General features: G+C 34.6%; 7 protein-coding genes and 3 pseudogenes. 4 read left to right on the forward strand and 6 right to left on the reverse strand.

What is annotated here, in order from left to right; genetic code table 11:
- Positions 1 to 2,498 (reverse strand): annotated as a pseudogene (locus B4N66_RS10050) (hypothetical protein); the annotation flags it as partial.
- A 524-nt stretch (positions 2,499 to 3,022) separates the two neighbouring features.
- On the opposite strand from B4N66_RS10050, the gene B4N66_RS10055 reads away from it, so the two are divergent.
- Positions 3,023 to 3,955 (forward strand): ABC transporter ATP-binding protein, encoded by a 933-nt coding sequence (locus B4N66_RS10055; RefSeq protein WP_291094443.1) that lies wholly within the window; start codon positions 3,023 to 3,025, stop codon positions 3,953 to 3,955.
- Positions 3,956 to 4,074: 119 nt separating this feature from the next.
- On the opposite strand, the gene B4N66_RS10060 is transcribed toward B4N66_RS10055, so the two are convergent.
- Together B4N66_RS10060 and B4N66_RS10065 are read right to left on the reverse strand one after the other, a co-directional pair.
- Positions 4,075 to 6,477 carry a S9 family peptidase gene (locus B4N66_RS10060; RefSeq protein ID WP_291094445.1) on the reverse strand — a complete coding sequence of 801 codons (2,403 nt, stop codon included), beginning with the start codon at positions 6,475 to 6,477 and terminating at the stop codon, positions 4,075 to 4,077.
- 103 nt (positions 6,478 to 6,580) lie between these two features.
- Positions 6,581 to 7,210 carry a hypothetical protein gene (locus B4N66_RS10065; protein ID WP_291094447.1) on the reverse strand — a complete coding sequence of 210 codons (630 nt, stop codon included), beginning with the start codon at positions 7,208 to 7,210 and terminating at the stop codon, positions 6,581 to 6,583.
- 188 nt (positions 7,211 to 7,398) lie between these two features.
- On the opposite strand from B4N66_RS10065, the gene B4N66_RS10070 reads away from it, so the two are divergent.
- Complete coding sequence (locus B4N66_RS10070; protein WP_291094449.1) at positions 7,399 to 8,409, forward strand: 3-oxoacyl-ACP synthase III family protein; 1,011 nt, start codon at positions 7,399 to 7,401, stop codon at positions 8,407 to 8,409.
- On the opposite strand, the gene B4N66_RS10075 is transcribed toward B4N66_RS10070, so the two are convergent.
- From B4N66_RS10075 to B4N66_RS10085, 3 genes are all read right to left on the reverse strand, one after another.
- A complete protein-coding gene (locus B4N66_RS10075; protein ID WP_291094452.1) occupies positions 8,396 to 8,623 on the reverse strand; it encodes a hypothetical protein in 228 nt (75 codons plus the stop codon). The two genes, B4N66_RS10070 and B4N66_RS10075, sit on opposite strands and share 14 nt — an antisense overlap.
- A 93-nt stretch (positions 8,624 to 8,716) precedes the next feature.
- Positions 8,717 to 11,086 carry an outer membrane beta-barrel family protein gene (locus tag B4N66_RS10080; protein WP_291094454.1) on the reverse strand — a complete coding sequence of 790 codons (2,370 nt, stop codon included), beginning with the start codon at positions 11,084 to 11,086 and terminating at the stop codon, positions 8,717 to 8,719.
- 204 nt (positions 11,087 to 11,290) lie between these two features.
- The gene (locus B4N66_RS10085; RefSeq protein WP_291094455.1) at positions 11,291 to 15,883 is read right to left on the reverse strand and encodes a T9SS type B sorting domain-containing protein; all 4,593 of its coding nucleotides are present in this window, start codon (positions 15,881 to 15,883) and stop codon (positions 11,291 to 11,293) included.
- Positions 15,884 to 16,153: 270 nt separating this feature from the next.
- Here B4N66_RS10085 and argS (B4N66_RS16365) point away from each other — a divergent pair.
- Together argS (B4N66_RS16365) and argS (B4N66_RS16370) are read left to right on the forward strand one after the other, a co-directional pair.
- Positions 16,154 to 16,789: pseudogene (argS, locus tag B4N66_RS16365) on the forward strand (arginine--tRNA ligase); the annotation flags it as partial.
- A 276-nt stretch (positions 16,790 to 17,065) separates the two neighbouring features.
- A pseudogene (gene argS / locus B4N66_RS16370) lies at positions 17,066 to 18,232 on the forward strand (arginine--tRNA ligase); the annotation flags it as partial.
- Between the last annotated feature and the right edge of the window lie 107 nt (positions 18,233 to 18,339).

Raw genomic sequence — 18,339 nt, forward strand, 5'->3', positions numbered from 1 at the left:
GCTCCGGGATAAACGGTGTTGTTGTTATCGTTGCAATCAACTTCGAGGTTCGAAGCAAGACTTAAACCTGGCAATACAGGAAGTGTAGCCCCATAACATACAGTTGTAACTATTGTGCTAGGTGTTGGTGAATAACCATCCCCATCTGCATCTGCATAAAATTCAGCATTTCGATAAACTGTTGAATCAAAATCATTACAATCTGTACCTAGTGAGCTTGTGTTATAAAATTCAGGTGTAGATGAACCATAACAAACAGAATATAAAATACCATCGAAACTATAGCCATCTCCATCAATATCAATATAGAAATCACCAGTTTGCCAAATAAGTTCGTTTGTGTCATCACAATCAGTACTATTGGAAACATATCCAACAGGGGCAGTTTCTGCTAATATTGTTGTAGCTAAATCGCCAAAACCGTCACCATCAGCATCTGCATAGAATGTAAAAAAGTCATTACTGAAATAAATATTATCAATAAACAAACGAAATGGTGCAGCATAATTCTGCTCAATTTTTATTCCATAAATATCATTCAAGGCTCCTGGATATGCTGTCAAAGGAACTCTAACAGTATTCCAACCTGCGGCAAGCGGACCTGTATTAAAAAGTCGATCACCTGGTGCTAAAAGAACTAAAAATAAATTTGGTCGGGGTGCATCTAAATAAATGTCAATATTTAAATGTGTCATTCCGGTTCCTTCAAGATTAATCCGTCTTTCTCTATTTAATGGTGGTGGATCTCCTATATCAATCAATCCCATAAAGCCTAGGCCATCTACACGAAAAGCGGTATTTGTTCCATTAGGAATTTCGGTTAATATTCTTCCTCCACCGGTAGACCAAAATGCTTGTCCTAAATTATAATTAGGAACTGTAGCATAGATAGACTCATCACCAGTATAAAGGGAAATAACTCTATTAGCATCTCTAGCTGGAGGTGTTGGTGAAGGTCCAGGTTCAGGGAAGGTCACTACAAAAGCAGCCGAAGCAAGACCTGGTCCAAATTCGCCGGGAACAGCGGCTTGATTTGCCGAAATTGTAGCTGTACCACCGCCAATTATCGTTACAACATCACCATCAATAGTAGCAATTCCTGCTGGACTAATAGAGTATGACCACGCACCTGAACTGTTTGAAGTTGGTGGAGTTAAACTGAAAGGAGCATCACCCAATACTTTAGTAGGAACTGTAAACGCTCCTAGGGTTGGAGGGGCATCGGTTTCAGGTCTGTAAAAATAAATATTATCAATATATATAGTTCTTGGAGGTGCAGTTGCACCTACAGGGTTTTCAAATCTGAAAAGATTAATAGCATTAAGATTTATAGCACCACCTGTTGGACTAGAGGTAAAATCCGATAAAGGGATATCTAAAGTTGTCCATCCGTTAACAGGAGTAGTAAGAGTTAATCGTTTAGAGGCTCCAGCAGAACCCAAGAAAAACCACATAGGAGATAAGTTCACAGAGTAAACATCTACACGAACATGTGTCATTTGTGAAACATTGGTGGCTGCAAATGCAATTTGACCATTTGTAAAACTAGTGAATAGTCTTGTGTTATTTCCAGAAATTTGTATGTTTGAACCTACTTGACCACCCCAAGTAGGAGGTGTAGAAACGGCATAACTATCGCTGAAGAGTGAAATTACATCAAATGAATTCCTAGCTGGTGGTGTTGGAGCAGCCGGTGGCGTTACAGTTAATGTTGTTGTAATACTTCCTGCGGCAAATTGTCCTGGAACGGCTGCTTGATTGGCCGTTATCGTTGCTGTACCAACACCTGTAACAGTAACTGTATTACCACTAATCGTCGCAATACCAGCAGGGCTAATAGAATAAGTAAATGCACCCGGGCTATCACTAGTGGGTTGTGTTAAATTAAATGGTGCATCTCCAGTAACTTTTGCAATCGCTGGAAAATTTGAAATTGTAGGTGATGGATCTGACCCAGCTTCTCTCCAAAAATAAAAGTTATCAATAATTAATATTTGATTATTACCAAAATTATCATATTTTATTTCACGAATAAGTGTCAAATCTAAACCAGGAAAGGTAGTGGAATTAACATCTATATTAACAGTATTCCATGTGTTTGGAGTTAATGGTACTGTTACAAATCTTTCAACTGTACCACCGTCTGTTTTAATTAAAAATAATCGTAAAGAAGTAATCGTTGGCGAATATATATTAACGTGTAATTTGTTAATATCAGTCACATTGATGTTAGACCCAAGTCGTGTACCTTGATAAGCTCCAGAATTTTGATACCTTAAAGCATCATCACCACCATAAGCAGTTATTGCAAAATTATTAGGCCAGTTTGAAGCTTGCCCCCAGTTTGGATTGTAGTTAGTTCCAGCAACATTTGTATAAGCTCCTGAAAAAACTGAAATCACATCAGAGGGTAATCTGGGGGGTTGCGTTGGAGCAGCCGTTTGTGCATTTACTAACGATATGATCATTAGAAAAATGAGAGAGTAAATTTTTTTCATTATTAAATTGATTTATTTGACTCTCAAATTTAATTTTATATTATTTATAATCATTTTTATGTAACTGTACAAAAACTATACAACCAATTAAAACGTTTTCGTAGAAATGAAATCAACTGTAATAGCTGTATTTCAAGGGTTTTGACAATTGCTTAATTAGTATGATTCTACATGTTTTAAATAACAATATTTGCAGAATGTTGTGTTGTTGTATTGGTGAATGTAGTCTTTTTCCTTTTTTTAAATAGTAAGAGATTATCTAATTTATAATTAGTAAGGTAAAAAATTATACTTTTTGTAATAAATAAGCACTTTGATTATCGTTTTAATAAATCTATTTTCATCAAATTTTTTAATAAAAAGATGATAAAAATGAAGTCTAAGTTTTATTATATTATTAATTTATTAAAATGTTAAGAAAGATGAATTGCTTTAAAGTAAATAATTGCAAACTGACCTTCTTTTTTTTCTAAAAATTCACTTAAAAGGATAACTTAGTTTAAATTTGTTAGCAATTTCAATTTATGTTACAAGTTACTCAAATTTCATTCTCATACGATAAAAGCGAAGACATCAAACAAGTGAATTTTTCTCTTCAAAAAGGGAAAAACTTGGCTATCATAGGTGAAAGCGGTTGCGGGAAAAGCACCCTTTTAAAACTTGTTTATGGGTTGTATGATTTAGATGAAGGTCAAATTTTTTGGAATAATCAGGAAGTACTCGGTCCAAAATTCCATCTTATTCCCGGAATGCCTTTCATGAAATACCTCGCTCAGGATTTCGATTTGATGCCGTTTATAACAGTTTCAGAAAACGTAGGTAAATACCTTTCTAACTTTTATCCAGAACAAAAAAAAGAACGCATTGCCGAGTTACTCGAAATCGTAGAAATGACCGAATTTGCCAACATTAAAGCAAAATATTTAAGCGGCGGACAAATGCAGCGTGTCGCTTTAGCACGTGTTTTGGCCTTGGAACCAGAAGTTTTGTTGCTTGATGAACCATTTAGTCATATCGATAATTTTAGAAAAAACAGTTTACGCAGAAAATTATTTACATATCTAAAAAGTAAAAATATAACCACTTTAGTTGCCACCCATGACAGTACCGATGTACTTTCTTTTGCTGATGCGGTAGTGGTTATGCAAGACGGAAAAATTGTTGCAGAAAATTCCCCAAAAGAATTGTATAATAACCCAAATTCTAAATATATAGCCTCACTTTTTGGCGATGTCAATGAAATTCCGGGTTTCTATTTTAATCAAAATGAACGTATGCTGATTTATCCGCATCAACTGAAAATAGTAGAGAAATCAAACTTAAAAGTAACGGTGTCAAACGCTTATTTTCGTGGAAATCATTACCTAATCGAATCTCATTATCCCGAAGGAATTCTATTCTTCGAAAATGAAAATCACCTCGAAAACCAAACAGTTTTGTTTTTATCCCAAAAATAAACCCCGAAATTTTTCAACTTCAGGGTTATTTACTTTTTATTAGAAGCTTTTCCGTATTATAAAGTTTCAAGTTATTCTGAGCGGTATATCTCAACCTGAAACCTGAAACAATCCTCAACCTACTTCAAATACTTTTCTAAAAACTGATCTTGTTCCCACAGCAAATGCAAAATATTGTCTTTGGCAACATAACCGTGGCTTTCTTTTGGTAAAATTACCATTCTAACCGGAGCACCCAAGTTTTTCAATGCTTGAAAATAACGTTCGGTTTGTAGGGTAAATGTTCCGGGATTATTATCGGCTTCACCGTGCGTTAGTAACATCGGCGTTTTCATTTTGTGAGCATTCATAAAAGGCGACATCGAGTTATATACTTCAGGAACATCCCAATAATTGCGTTGCTCACTTTGGAAACCAAATGGAGTTAAGGTTCTGTTGTAAGCTCCACTTCTTGCAATTCCGCATGCAAATAAGTTAGAATGTGTCAACAAATTAGCTGTCATAAAAGCACCGTAGGAATGTCCGCCAACAGCAACTTTTTTGCGGTCAATATATCCTAATTTATCTACAGCATCTATCGCAGCTTCGGCATTAGCAACCAATTGTTCAATAAATGTGTCGTTTGGTTCGGTAGTTCCTTCACCAATAATCGGGAAAGAAGCATCATCCAAAACCACATATCCACGCGTTACCCAATAGACAAACGAACCGTAATATGGAAATGTAAATTCATTTGGGTTTTTATCACTTTGACCGGCCGAGTTTTTGTCTTTGTATTCAGCAGGATAAGCCCAAATTAAAAGCGGTTTTTTCTCTTTCTTCGTTTTATCATAACCAACAGGAAGATATAATGTTCCGGATAATTCTACACCGTCTTTACGTTTGTATTTAATCACTTCTTTGTGCACATTTTCAATACTCGCAAACGGATTTTTAAAATTGGTTAATTGCGTTAATTTTCCTTTTGATTTAAAATTTCTGTAGTAATAATTCGGATATTCATTTTTAGACTGAATCATTACCAAAGCTTCACCTTTTTTCACATCTTCTACCGACATGATATCTTCTTTTTTATCTTTATAAGTCGATTGATATAAACGCTTGGTTTTTAACGTGCTTAAATTAAATTCATCAATAAATGGAAATTGTCCTTCTTTCGTAAATCCATCGCCAACCAAATATGCTTTGTCATTATCCAACGTTAATACAAATCTACCATATTGATTTTTCTTTGTTTCAAAATTTCCCGGATCAGAATAAATGTCTTGGTAATTTCTATCCGAAATCAACTTTGGAGCCTGAGCAGGATTAGATGGATTGATGATATAGGTTTTCATGTTTCTAGTGTCATACCATTGATCCATTACGATAGCAGTATTGTCATTTCCCCAAGTGATTCCAGCATAACGCTGTTGAGTTTTTACCAATGAAGTTGGATTGGCAGTAAATGGTGCATCCCACAAAAATACTTCATCTCTAAAATCAACTTTATTAGCTTGATCTCCTTCGTCTAAAGCTTCAACAAATGATAGGGTAGAAGGCTTGTCACTTCTCCATCCCATACTTCTTTTTCCTTTTCTAACCGAAGAAAAACCCTTAGGCATGATTTCCGTCAACGGAACTTCGTTTACCACTTTTACTTCTTTTCCTGATTTGTCATAAACCACTGATTTTTGTGGAAATCTACTTAGCGGAACGATATAAGAAAACGGTTTTTGAATGGTTGAAATCATGACATAATTGCCATCCGGCGAAATGCTCTCGCCGGCATACATATCTGCTTTTTTAAACAATTCTGCTTTTCCGTCTAAGGTAACTTTGTATAATTCTGAAGTGATTAACGTTTCAAAGTTTTGTTCATCCAACGGATTTTTCAGCAAATCTTGGTATGTTCTGTTTTGCGAAACACTTCCATCTCCCGTTGATACAATTGGTCCTGTTGGTAAATCTTTCTTTAAATCGATTAATGCCGGACGGTTTTTTACCAACATTCTAACCAAAATGGTTTGATTATCGGCAAACCAACTAAACGGATTGCCCATATTGGCATTCACCGTTGCATCAGTTAATTTTGTAGCTTGAGCTGTTGCTATATCCAAAACCCAAAGTTCTACACCGGTGTTTGTGGTGTGTGAAAAAGAAAGTTTCTTTTCGTTAGGCGACATGCCTAAATTGCTAATTCTTGGATTTTCAGGCAATCCTTTTACTTGCACTTCATTTTTTTCAGAAACTTTTCTAACTTTTAAATTAGTGATGTACGTAACTGTGCTGGAAATGTTGGTCACCGGATTGATACGAAGTCCGCCCAAACGCATTTCTTCCTGATTCAAATCGTCTAAGGTTTTGTAAGTACTTCGGTAGGATAACAGCATATATTCTTTTTTGCTGTCCATGTTTACCGATGGAGCTCTTTCGTAATCGGCCAATTCCAAAATTTCTTTAGGCGGCTTTTGATACGATAAATTTTCTTGGGCCGAAGCAAAATAGCCCACACATAAAAGTAATAGTAATTTGATTTTCATAAAGTTCTTGATTGATTTATTGAGGCTCTAAAATAAGACTTATAAAAATCAAACTTCTAAAAAATCTGTTAAAATAAAGAAAGATGAAAAGGTAGGTTGAGAATTATTCTCTAAAAATGCTCATCGTAGCTTTTGCTCCGGTGGCCAAATTCCATATATTAGACATGATGGTCGCATCAAATTCATCTAACACAGCAAATTGAGCCGTGTTCGGACCGGAGTCACCTTGATTCAAGGCCACAAATTCCAAATTATTAAATCCGGGGGCTAATTCAATATAAAAAACGGAAAATTCAGCATCCAGAAAAATATTAGCTTCTACCACTTTATCATTCAAAATAATGCTAACACGGTCGCCATCAATGGCTTGATGATCACGACATAAAACCTTAACAAACTTTGATTTACTGATAAAACTTCCAAAATGTTTACCGCGTTTGTATTCTTCCATCATTTCACTTTCACCATTCAAGTTGGGTTGAAGTTTATGTTCGGGTTTTACAAAACCATAATTTTTGGTCAAGTCAATTTCTTTCTCTTTTCTAAGCGGAGCATAATAAGAATCTGATTTTTTTTCTTCTTTATCTTTAGGAGAAAAAATCGAAGTTCCCGAAGCACTCGGAGTAATACCGAAATTCCCACTGGGTGAAATTGATTTTCCGCCCGTGTCAAATTGTGCCATTCCCACAAGGGAAAAACATAAGGTGACTAGAATGGAAAAAATGTATTTCATACTCCAAATATACTGTTTTAATCAAAAAAGTGTCTTAACAAAAAGCTAATTTTGAATATACCTTCGCAACAATAATGCCAAATTTGCAAGGTCGCTTTTTGTCAACTTATAAAAAAAACGTTAACAATGACGGCTATTTTTAAAAGATTGCTAAATTTGTTAGACTAATTTTATTAAAATAGCATACTATGTATCATTCAAAAATAACCGGATTAGGATTTTATGTTCCTGAAAATGTGGTAACAAATGACGATTTGTCTAAAATTATTGAAACAAATGACGAATGGATTCAGGAAAGAACCGGAATAAAGGAACGACGACATGTGCAAAAAGGAGACGGAAACACCACCACAACAATGGGTGTAAAAGCCGCCAAAATTGCCATTGAACGTTCAGGATTATCAAATGATGAGATAGATTTTGTTGTTTTTGCCACCTTGAGTCCCGATTATTATTTTCCTGGTCCCGGCGTGTTGGTTCAAAAAGAATTAGGGCTTCGAACAGTTGGAGCCTTAGATATCAGAAATCAATGTTCCGGATTTGTTTATGCACTTTCCATTGCCGATCAATACATTAAAACCGGCATGTATAAAAACATTCTAATAATTGGTTCCGAGCTACATTCATATGGTTTAGACATGACAACAAGAGGTAGGGGAGTTTCAGTAATTTTTGGCGATGGTGCCGGAGCAGCTGTACTTTCAAGAGAAGAAGATACAACCAAAGGAATTCTCTCCACGCATCTTCACTCCGAAGGTCAACACGCAGAAGAATTAGCCGTTATTGCTCCCGGAATGGGCAAACGATGGGTGACCGACATTATTAAAGACAACGATCCAAACGACGAAAGTTTCTTCCCATACATGAACGGACAATTTGTATTTAAAAATGCTGTTGTTCGTTTTAGCGAAGTAATTAACGAAGGGTTACAAGCCAATAATCTCAACGTTTCCGATATCAACATGTTGATTCCGCATCAGGCGAATTTGCGTATTTCGCAATTTATTCAACAAAAATTCAAATTAGCAGATGATCAAGTGTATAACAACATTCAGAAATACGGAAACACCACAGCTGCTTCCATTCCAATCGCCTTAACCGAAGCGTGGGAACAAGGAAAAATAAAATCAGGAGATTTGGTAGTGTTAGCCGCATTTGGTAGTGGTTTCACTTGGGGAAGTGTAATTATTCGTTGGTGATTTTTTGAACCTTTTTCCAGCTTCCTGCCTGCCGGTAGGCACGGTTCACTACAAGATTTTGGGCAAAAAAGCAGCATTCTAAAAAACCAAAAAGAGCTTCCTCTGGTCGCTTTTTTGCTTTAAGAATGCTAAGCTTTTTTGCCCAAAATGCTTTCCGTTGCAATCTGGGGTAGGGTTGTGTGCAATCAATCCTTTCATTAGAAATTGCAATCAAATAGTTTAATTCTTTTTTTCTAAAACACAAAACCCGAAGTATCACTACTACGGGTTTGCTGATTAACTAAATCAATATATAAAGAACCAATTTTTAAAATAATCCACCACCTTGGGTTTCGTTCTGGTCACGTTGTTTGCGTTGCAAGGCTCTGTTTTTGCCTGCACCAAAACGGTAATTAAAGTTTACGTTAACCATTCTGCTTTCCCATCTAAACTGACCGGTTGCGATGTCCGGATTTTCGCCATAAAAACGAGCTCTCATCGTATTGAAAATGTCATTCACACGAAGGCTAATTGAACCTTGGTCTTTTAAGATAGAATATCTCGCTCCTAAATCGGTTTTCCACATCACTTTGTTACTAAACTGAATGTCTTCTACGCCACCTCTATACATAGCAAACCAGGTAAAGGTTAACTTTTTGTTAGCTTTAAAAGTGTGGTTCATTCGGGCATTAAACGGAGTTGATAAAACCGTTTTTTCAACTAAATTTTGATTTACATCTTCCACAACACCCGTTGCATTTCTAAAATAAACATCACCACCATAATTCACACTCCACCATTTTTTCAAATTTAGATTACCGGAAGCTTCAATACCATACTCAGTTGTACTTTCAAAGTTGTCAAAAGTCATTAACTTTTTGTTTGGATCATATGGACTTTGAATAAATACCTGATTAATAGGGTCGTTGATATATCTAAAAAACACACCGGAAGTAATAGCTCCAATTTTTGTTGTACGCGTATAATTCAACTCCACAGAATTGGTAAATTGAGGTTCTAAGTTTGGATTTCCTTCCTGATCAATGGTAGGACTACTCCAATTTCTAATCGGGTTCACTTGACCTAAATTTGGGCGATCTACTCTTCTTGAATAACTCAAATTAAACGTATTTTTTTCAGTAGGAACATACGATAAAAATGCAGAAGGATAGACTGTAAAAATATCATCTTTAAATTGTCCCGGATTTTCATCTACTCTTCTAAAATTGGCTTCCACTTGAAAACTTTCTAAACGCATACCCACTTGATAGCTCCATTTGTCCAATTGTTTTCCGTAATTGGCATAGGCACTTTGAATATTTCTTTTGTAATCAAAATCAGAGAAATAGGTGAAATCGCGATCAAAAGTGTTGTCTGTCCCGTCAAATCTGCTTTCTAAACCTAATTCTAATTTAGTTTTGTCGTTAATTGGATTCACAAAATCAACGTTCACAATCACGTTTTGACCAACAGTTTCAATTTGATTGGTTTGTAATAAGTTATTGTCGCCATCCAAAAATACACTGTCCTCCGGTCTGTCGTTCCGGTTATAATTAATTTCTACATCAAAAGTTTTTTGTGGTTTTTCAAATTCATATTTATAACCTAAATTATACACTTGATTGGTACTTTCGTTTAAAGCAATGTTATTTTGTATGATAGTAGGATTAACCCCGGAGAAATAGTCAATTCTGTTATAAAATTCTCCTTCCGAATTATTTATATTTTGATTAGTAAAAAAGGAAATTGTATTTTTTTCATTTACATAAAAATCTACTCCGGCTTTCACAAAATGATTTTTATTGAAATTGTTGATGGTAAACACTGAACTATTGGATTCATCAGCATCCAACGCATCGATTGTGTTTATAAAGCCTTTGTTATTCCATTTTCCATGATTAAGAGAATAGGTCGTATAAAAATTAAATTTATTTACTCTATAATTCAAATCTAAAGATGCATTTGCTTTTGGCGTAACACCAAAATTTGTTCCTGCGTTTATGCTTCCATTAAAACCTAAATTTGAATTTTTCTTCAAAATAATATTAATGATTCCACTCATTCCTTCCGGATTGTATTTTGCTGATGGATTCGTAATTAATTCTATTTGCTTAATCGAAGTGGAAGGAATCTGCTGCAACGCTTGCGAAGCTGACATTTGCGAAGGCTTTCCGTCGATAAAAATCTGCACATTCGGGTTTCCACGTAGCGTTACTGTATTGTTTTGTTGATCAACACTCACAGACGGAATATTATTTAAAATATCAGATGCTGTTGGACCTGCATTAATTAAATCGGGTCCAACGTTTACAACTTTTCGGTCTATTTTTTGTTCAATAGTTGTGCGTTCACCAACCACTTCAACTTCGGCGAGCGACATGGCATCTTCAGATAAATAAATTGTTCCAACATTCAAATTTTTCGATGTTACATTTATTTTAGAAGAATGTGATTTGTACCCAATAAATTGTGCTTCAAAATCATAATTTCCATAGGCAATTTTATCAATGGTAAATTCACCTTTTTCATCTGTAATTCCTCCTGTGATAACTTTGTCTCCCATTTTTATTACAATGGTAGCGTAGGGGATAGAGGTGTTGTTGGATTTGTCTATAACTTTTCCGTTAACGGTTGCCGTTTGTGCAAAAGAAAAAGTGATAGTACACAAAAGCAACAGTAGAGTAGCTTTGATTTTCATTTTGATTGATTTTTTGATTGATGATGCAAAGATATTCGCTTTTTATTATTATGCAATACAAAGTACTATGTATTATAAAATTTTAACAAACGTTTATCATTTTAAGATAGTAGACTGTAAATAGTATTTTTTGTTACAGTATTTAACAAAAAAAAGACCTTCACAAGGAAGGTCTGATTTTCTAAACAACAAAACAATATAAAACTATCTCTTTAATGAAAAGTGAGATTTAAATTCTTTGGTTTGATTATTTTCTTCATAAGTCACTGTAAACCAGTAATCAGTTGAAGGCATTGCAGCTCCGTTATAAAATCCGTCCCATCCATTTTTAGAAGGATAGATTTGCGAAAGTAATTTTCCATAACGATCATAAATAAAGATTACTGCATTTAATTGTTCTTCTAAATCAACAATATTCCAAGTTTCGTTATATCCATCTCCGTTAGGTGTGAAGAATTTAGGATAATTTATCACTAATACTTCGTCTGTCACGCTACCGCAACCATTTTTGTCTCTTACAGTTACTATGTGTGTTCCTGAAGAAACATTATCAAAAGTTGGACTATCTTGAAATGCACCACCATCTAATGAGTATTCATAGTTTCCGCCAACACCAGTTGCATTAATTGTGATTGAATTGGTAGAGCTAAATGCCATACTAACAGTAAAGCCGATAGCAGCTGGTTCCGAAGCTACAACTTCTACTTCCGTTGGTTCTGAAGAACATCCAGTTGCATTGCTTGTAGCAATTACACTGTAGATTCCTGGTTCTGAAACTTGTAATGTACTTCCTGTTGCATTAGCAATTAAAGTTGTGTCTAAATACCATTCAAAGGTGTGCGTTGAAGAGGATAACCCACTTATAATTGTGAAAGGATTTAATAGATTTCCTGTTTCACTTTCTACACAAACAATTCCACCTACCGGAGTTGGTTCCGGAATTTTGTGAACAATAATTGTTATAGGATTTATATCAAAACAGTCTGGAGCAAGGGTGTTATTCACTCGTACATAAACAGTTTGCAAAGTGGTATCAGTAATTGGATTTGTTCCAGCCGTTGCATCAGCCAATGTTGGATAATAAGCAACTGTAAATTCTGTTCCTGTTTGAGTTCCCAAAACGAAACTGTTTAAATCACTAAGTGTAAAACTAGTAACGCCATCATTTGTTCCATCTTCATCACAAACTGTTCTATTTGCAGCCGGAACTGAGTTTGCAACAGGAGTTGGAATAATGGTTACTTCAAAAGAACTTTCGTCTGAACAATTAGGAGAAAACCCTGATTGTGCATATATATAAACGGTTTGAGTAGAAGCTATTGAACTTCCAAAAGCAATTTGACCACCTGTTCCGTTAGGACCGTTGTAAAATCTTCCGTTTGTTAATGTTGGTAAAACATAGCTTGAACAAATTGTAACATCATCTAATTCATCTACATTAAAAATTGTTACAGTAAAACTTTCTTGGTCAAAACAATTTGGATTTGTAGCCGTTTCAGCATAAACATACAAAGTTTGTGTTTCAGTTAATTCTGTTCCTTCTGCAATTTGTGTTCCCCCACCATTTGGTTCCGTGAAATAATTTCCAACAGTTAGTGTAGGTAAAATGTATGAATTACAAACGTTTACATTAGGAATTGGTAATACATCCGGTGTTTCATAAACTGTAACAGTAAATGAAGTTTGATCAATACATGAAAATGCAGGACGAATTTGATTTTCTTTGTATATGAAAATTGTTTGCGTAGAGGTGATTTCTGATCCCGGAGCCAATACAGTTCCAAATCCATTTGGGCCATCAATAGCTGTGTAATACAAATTACCAGCAGTTAATGTTGGAAGGATAAAACTATCACAAACTTGTACATCTGATAATGAATCTGCTTGAATTTCGAATACATTAATCTGGAAACTTGTTTCAGCAGAACAACCATTTTCTTCAGCATAAATATAAATCAGTTGAGAAGTTGTAATTATATCACCACCTTGAAGCATTTCTCCTGTTCCATTCGGACCAGTATAGTAGTTACCCAATGCTAAGTTAGTAAGCACATAGTTATTACACCCATCAATATCTGATCGTGAATCAATTTGTGGAGGCGATAATACGGTTACTTCAAAACTAACAGAATTTTGACATCCTTGACCATTGTTAAGATAAATGTAAACTGTTTGTGATTCTGTTAATTCTGTTCCTGATGATAACTGATTTCCGGTACCATTCGGACCTGTAAAATAGTTTCCTAAAGGAATTGAAGGTAAAGTATAAACTTCACAAGCAGAAGTAACATTCGGAGTTTCAATTATCGGCAAAGATATTGTAACTGTAAAGTTTAAATTATCTGTACAATTAGGTGAAGATTGACTTGGAGCATAAACATAAATTGTTTGTGTAGTGTTAATTACAGTTCCCGCAGGAATTTGTTGTCCGCCTCCATTTGGTTGAGTAAAATACCCGCCAATTGATAAGGATGGAAGTGTAAAACTAACACACTCTGTTGTTGAAGATGGAGCTTCTAACCCAATATAAACAGTAAAACTTGATTGATTAGTACATATCCCGTTTTCTGAATAAATATAAATTGTTTGTGTTTCAGTAATAGCTGTTCCGGGATCAATAACGTTACCCATTCCATTTGCAGCATCAAAATATTCTCCATTTGCTAATGCAGGAAGCGTATAAGATGTACAGTCAAAAACGGTTGGTAATGAGTCAACTACAGGAGCAGGAATAACCTCAATGTCAAACCCTAAATCGATCGCACAAAAAGGTGGCTCTGGAGATAAATAATACAAATGTACAGTTTGCGAAGTTGTTATAGCCATTCCAGGAAAAAGTTCTGTACCACCACCATTTTCTTCAGTAAAATATTGTCCAAATGTTAAAGCAGGTAAAGTATAACTATTACAATATTCTCCTCCGCTAATTGAAATATCATCCGGATCAATAATAGTAACTAAAAAACTACTTTGATTAGGACAAGAGGGTACTGTTGGTAAAGTATTGTAAATATAAATTCGTTGCGTTTCTGTGATTACATCACCGGCAAACTTTTGTTCCCCTGTTCCATTCGGACCGGTATAATATTCTCCATTGGTAATTTCCTCTAATGTATAACTAACACATACAATAACATCTTCAAAACTATCTACCAATGGCAATTGTTGTACCACAAGATTGATAGGAGCAATAGAAAAACAGGTAGGATCTGTTGCATTTTGAACACGAACATAAATGGTTGTAGAAGGAGTAAACAGCTGATTGTTTGTTATTACGTTAGTTGCATTGGTTGCATGCTCTAAAGTTCTGTAATAACCAACAATAAAATTAGTTGGATTCTGACTTCCTAATACGCTATTGGTTATCGTTTGATTAAAGACAAACCACGCTCTGTCTTCTAAAGTTAAACTCTCACATGATATAATATCGTCAATTTGATTTGCTACAGGAAAATCGGTAATTAAAAGTTGAAACGATTTAACCACATAACAATCACTGTCATGTTTTTTAATTCTTACATAAATGGTTTGATTACCAGTACTGTTTATTACATTAGCCAAAGGACTTGTATTAGAATTAGCTTGTGCCTCTGTAGAATGATATGAAACTACAGTATTAGCATTTAATCCCGAAGTAACAATAGGAGTATTAATAGCTAAATTAAATTGATAAGATGAAGCACCTGTGTCACATTTTGATATATCGATAGGATTTGGAGTGCTAAAAACTCCATTAAACTCAATAAGAACAGAATCTGTTACTGTTTGACACGGAAATGCAATATTTGTATAGGTAAGTTCATATGTGCCGGATTGAGTTACAGTTAAACTTGCACCGGTTTCAGCTGGTAAAATAATATTATTTCTTTTCCAAACAAAAGAGAAGTCACTTGGGTTTAAACCACTATTTATTATATGTGATTCTCCATTACAAAGTGCTGTATTTGAAGCTACTGTTAAGTCATTACCTAAAACATTCTGGCCAATATTAAAACTATTGGCAGATAAGAATATAGCTGAATCTGATTCCGGATCAACACGGTCAGCAATAACTAATTTAATTTTATAAGGTGTGTTCGGTGTTAAAACTGCCGAAGCATTCATAACTACAGTTTGACCATTAAAATTTGTAGGTGATAAATTTGCGTTTGCACCACCATTAAATGAACCAAAATATTCAGAATTTGCAGAAGGACAAGAAGAGTTATATAAAAAGTCTCTAATCGTTACAACCGAGATAGGTGAGTTTGTTCCCGGAACAATAGCCAAATTAGTGGTAACACCAGTATTTAGATTTGTCAATAAGAATGCAAATGCATCAGAAAACTGACACTGAAAGTTTCCGTATTCTTCCGAAGCAAATAAAAAGTCAAAGTCAAAATGAGGAGATAGAGCAGTAAAGTTAAACTCTAATACAGTAGCATTAATGGATGTCATTGAAATTCCTGCATCAGCCAAAATTGATTCCAAATCAGTATCACCCGGCCATGAGTTATCACCATCATTTAACATTGCGTTATTCGGACCCGGTGCATTTAAAACATTTCCTGTACTCAAAATAACCCCGCTTTGCATAGGGAAATTTGGATTATTGTTTTCAAAGTAACCAATTCCGTTGGTAGAGCCATAGTTTGTACCGGTTCTCCAATTCACGTTTGTAACAGATAAACAAGGAGAACTTAAAAGAACATCGGTCACCAATTCCGGTACGGTGTGAGTTGTAGTGTTTACTGTAATTGCTTGAGAAATACCTACTAATGGAATTAGTAACAGTAAATAAAGTAATTTCGTTTTCATGTTATTAAATTTGGGTGAACTAGAATTAATTGAAATTTGACACTGCAAATAAAAAGATACTTATCGATTAAATGCAAATAAAGTCGATGAAATGCACAATTTAGTAAAATAATAGTGATAATTCTTACGATAGTACAATGAGAATTTTATTGTGCGATTTCATTTAGTATCAAATTGTTACATAAATCGTCATTTTCTAAAGTTTGAATCGCTTTTAAGTTGCCAATTTTTTACTTTTCTATATCTTTGCACCCTTAAAAATAGATAATCATGAATGTTGCAAAAATCCTTAATGAGCCAATTAAACAGGCTGTTTTAAATTTGTTTGAAGTAACTGTCGAAAAGATAGAATTTCAGGCAACCCGCAGGGATTTTGAAGGCGATATCACTGTTGTTATTTTTCCTTTAGTAAAAATGATAAAAGGAAATCCAATAGAAATTGGAAATAAAATTGGAACCTATTTAGTTGAAAATGTTGCCGTTGTAGAAAAATTTAACGTTGTTTCCGGTTTTTTAAACATTGTGATTTCAGATGACTATTTCATCAATTTCTTTTCGTCAATAAAAAATGATGCTTCTTTCGGATTTGTTCTTCAAAATAATTCTGAAAAGGCTGTGCTGGTAGAATATTCTTCGCCAAACACCAACAAGCCGTTGCATTTAGGACACGTTCGAAATAATTTATTAGGCTTTTCAGTAGCCGAAATCATCAAAGCTTCCGGTAAAAAAGTCTATAAAACCCAAATCATCAATGATCGCGGAATTCATATTTGTAAATCGATGTTGGCTTGGCAAAAGTTCGGAAACGGACAAACACCTGAAACTTCTGGTTTAAAAGGAGATCATTTAGTTGGAAAATATTATGTAAGATTTGATAAAGAATATAAAGATCAATATTCAAAGTTAAGAGATAAGCACATAGAACAAGTAGAAAAAAATATTAAAGAACTTGAGACTACTGGGGTTTGGGGTAGACTTGATTCAACTCTCTTGGAAATATTAGATAACTCTTTGAGAAATTTTATTAAAGAAAATGTGGCTGTTGAAATTAGCAATGATTTTTTACTCAAAAATATATTTTTCACATCTGATTTTGTCTTGTCAACTACAAAAGAAGAAGGAATTAAAGATTTAAGAAAATCATTTATTTCTGCAGTTTATAAATACGTTAATGGATTAGAGTATGAAAATGATATTGTTTTGAAAAAAGCAATTCAATCTTATAAAAAAGAGGAAGAAAAACACATACCAATCATGCTCGAAGCCCAACAAATGCTCCTCGATTGGGAAGCCGGAAAACCCGAAGTCATCGAACTTTGGAAAACCATGAACAATTGGGTGTATGATGGTTTTAATGAAACGTATAAAAACTTAGGAGTCGATTTTGACAGTTATTACTACGAATCAAATACCTATTTGTTAGGAAAAGAAGTCGTTCAATTCGGTTTGGAAAAAGGAATTTTTGAAAAAGACCCTGACGGTTCAGTGTGGATCGACTTAACCGAAGATGGTTTAGACCGAAAAATCGTCCTTCGTTCAGACGGAACAGCCGTTTATATGACGCAAGACATCGGAACTGCCATTCAACGGGTAAAAGATTTTCCGGATGTGGGCGGAATGGTTTATACCGTTGGAAATGAGCAAGATTACCACTTTAAAGTATTATTTCTTATCCTGAAAAAACTTGGTTTCGATTGGGCAGAAAATTTATATCATTTGTCGTATGGAATGGTAGAATTGCCTTCCGGAAAAATGAAATCCCGCGAAGGAACTGTCGTAGATGCCGACGATTTGATGGTTGAAATGACCGAAACCGCCGCTAAAATTTCACAAGAATTAGGAAAATTAGACGGTTATTCGGAAGAAGAAAAACAACGTCTGTATAAAATCATCGGATTGGGAGCTTTAAAATATTTTATGTTGAAAGTAGATCCCAAAAAATCAATGCTTTTCAATCCTGAAGAATCAGTTGATTTCGCTGGAAACACCGGACCGTTTATTCAATATACGTATGCCCGAATTCAATCGATTTTGCGAAAAGCAAATTTCGATTTTTCCGCAGAAGTAAACGAAATTTCTTTACATCCAAAAGAAAAAGAACTGATAAAAGTGTTGGAATTATATCCGGAACTCATTCAAAATGCAGCTCAATTTTATAGTCCGGCTTTAGTTGCGAATTATACGTATGAATTGGTAAAAGAATACAATTCGTTTTATCAAGCTGTGCCAATTTTACCGGAAACCAACGAAAACCTGAAAAAATTCAGAGTACAATTGTCAAAAAAAGTAGGTGAAACCATCAAATCAGCCTTTTCATTATTAGGAATTGAAGTGCCCGAACGCATGTAAAAAAGCATAAATTTTTATATAAAAAGACAGTCAAATTAGGCTGTCTTTTTTATTCTTTTTTGTTAAGAATTTAATACATTTGCACTCTATTTTTAGGTAGTTGTGGG

This window comes from Flavobacterium sp. UBA2787, assembly GCA_002352205.1.
Taxonomy (GTDB): domain Bacteria; phylum Bacteroidota; class Bacteroidia; order Flavobacteriales; family Flavobacteriaceae; genus Flavobacterium.

Excerpts from the sequence above, each read along its gene's own strand:
- B4N66_RS10060 (WP_291094445.1), bottom strand. The coding sequence starts at position 6,477 with ATGAAAATCAAATTACTATTACTTTTATGTGTGGGCTATTTTGCTTCG.
- B4N66_RS10085 (WP_291094455.1), bottom strand. The coding sequence starts at position 15,883 with ATGAAAACGAAATTACTTTATTTACTGTTACTAATTCCATTAGTAGGT.
- B4N66_RS10055 (WP_291094443.1), top strand. The coding sequence starts at position 3,023 with ATGTTACAAGTTACTCAAATTTCATTCTCATACGATAAAAGCGAAGAC.
- B4N66_RS10080 (WP_291094454.1), bottom strand. The coding sequence starts at position 11,086 with ATGAAAATCAAAGCTACTCTACTGTTGCTTTTGTGTACTATCACTTTT.
- B4N66_RS10070 (WP_291094449.1), top strand. The coding sequence starts at position 7,399 with ATGTATCATTCAAAAATAACCGGATTAGGATTTTATGTTCCTGAAAAT.
- B4N66_RS10065 (WP_291094447.1), bottom strand. The coding sequence starts at position 7,210 with ATGAAATACATTTTTTCCATTCTAGTCACCTTATGTTTTTCCCTTGTG.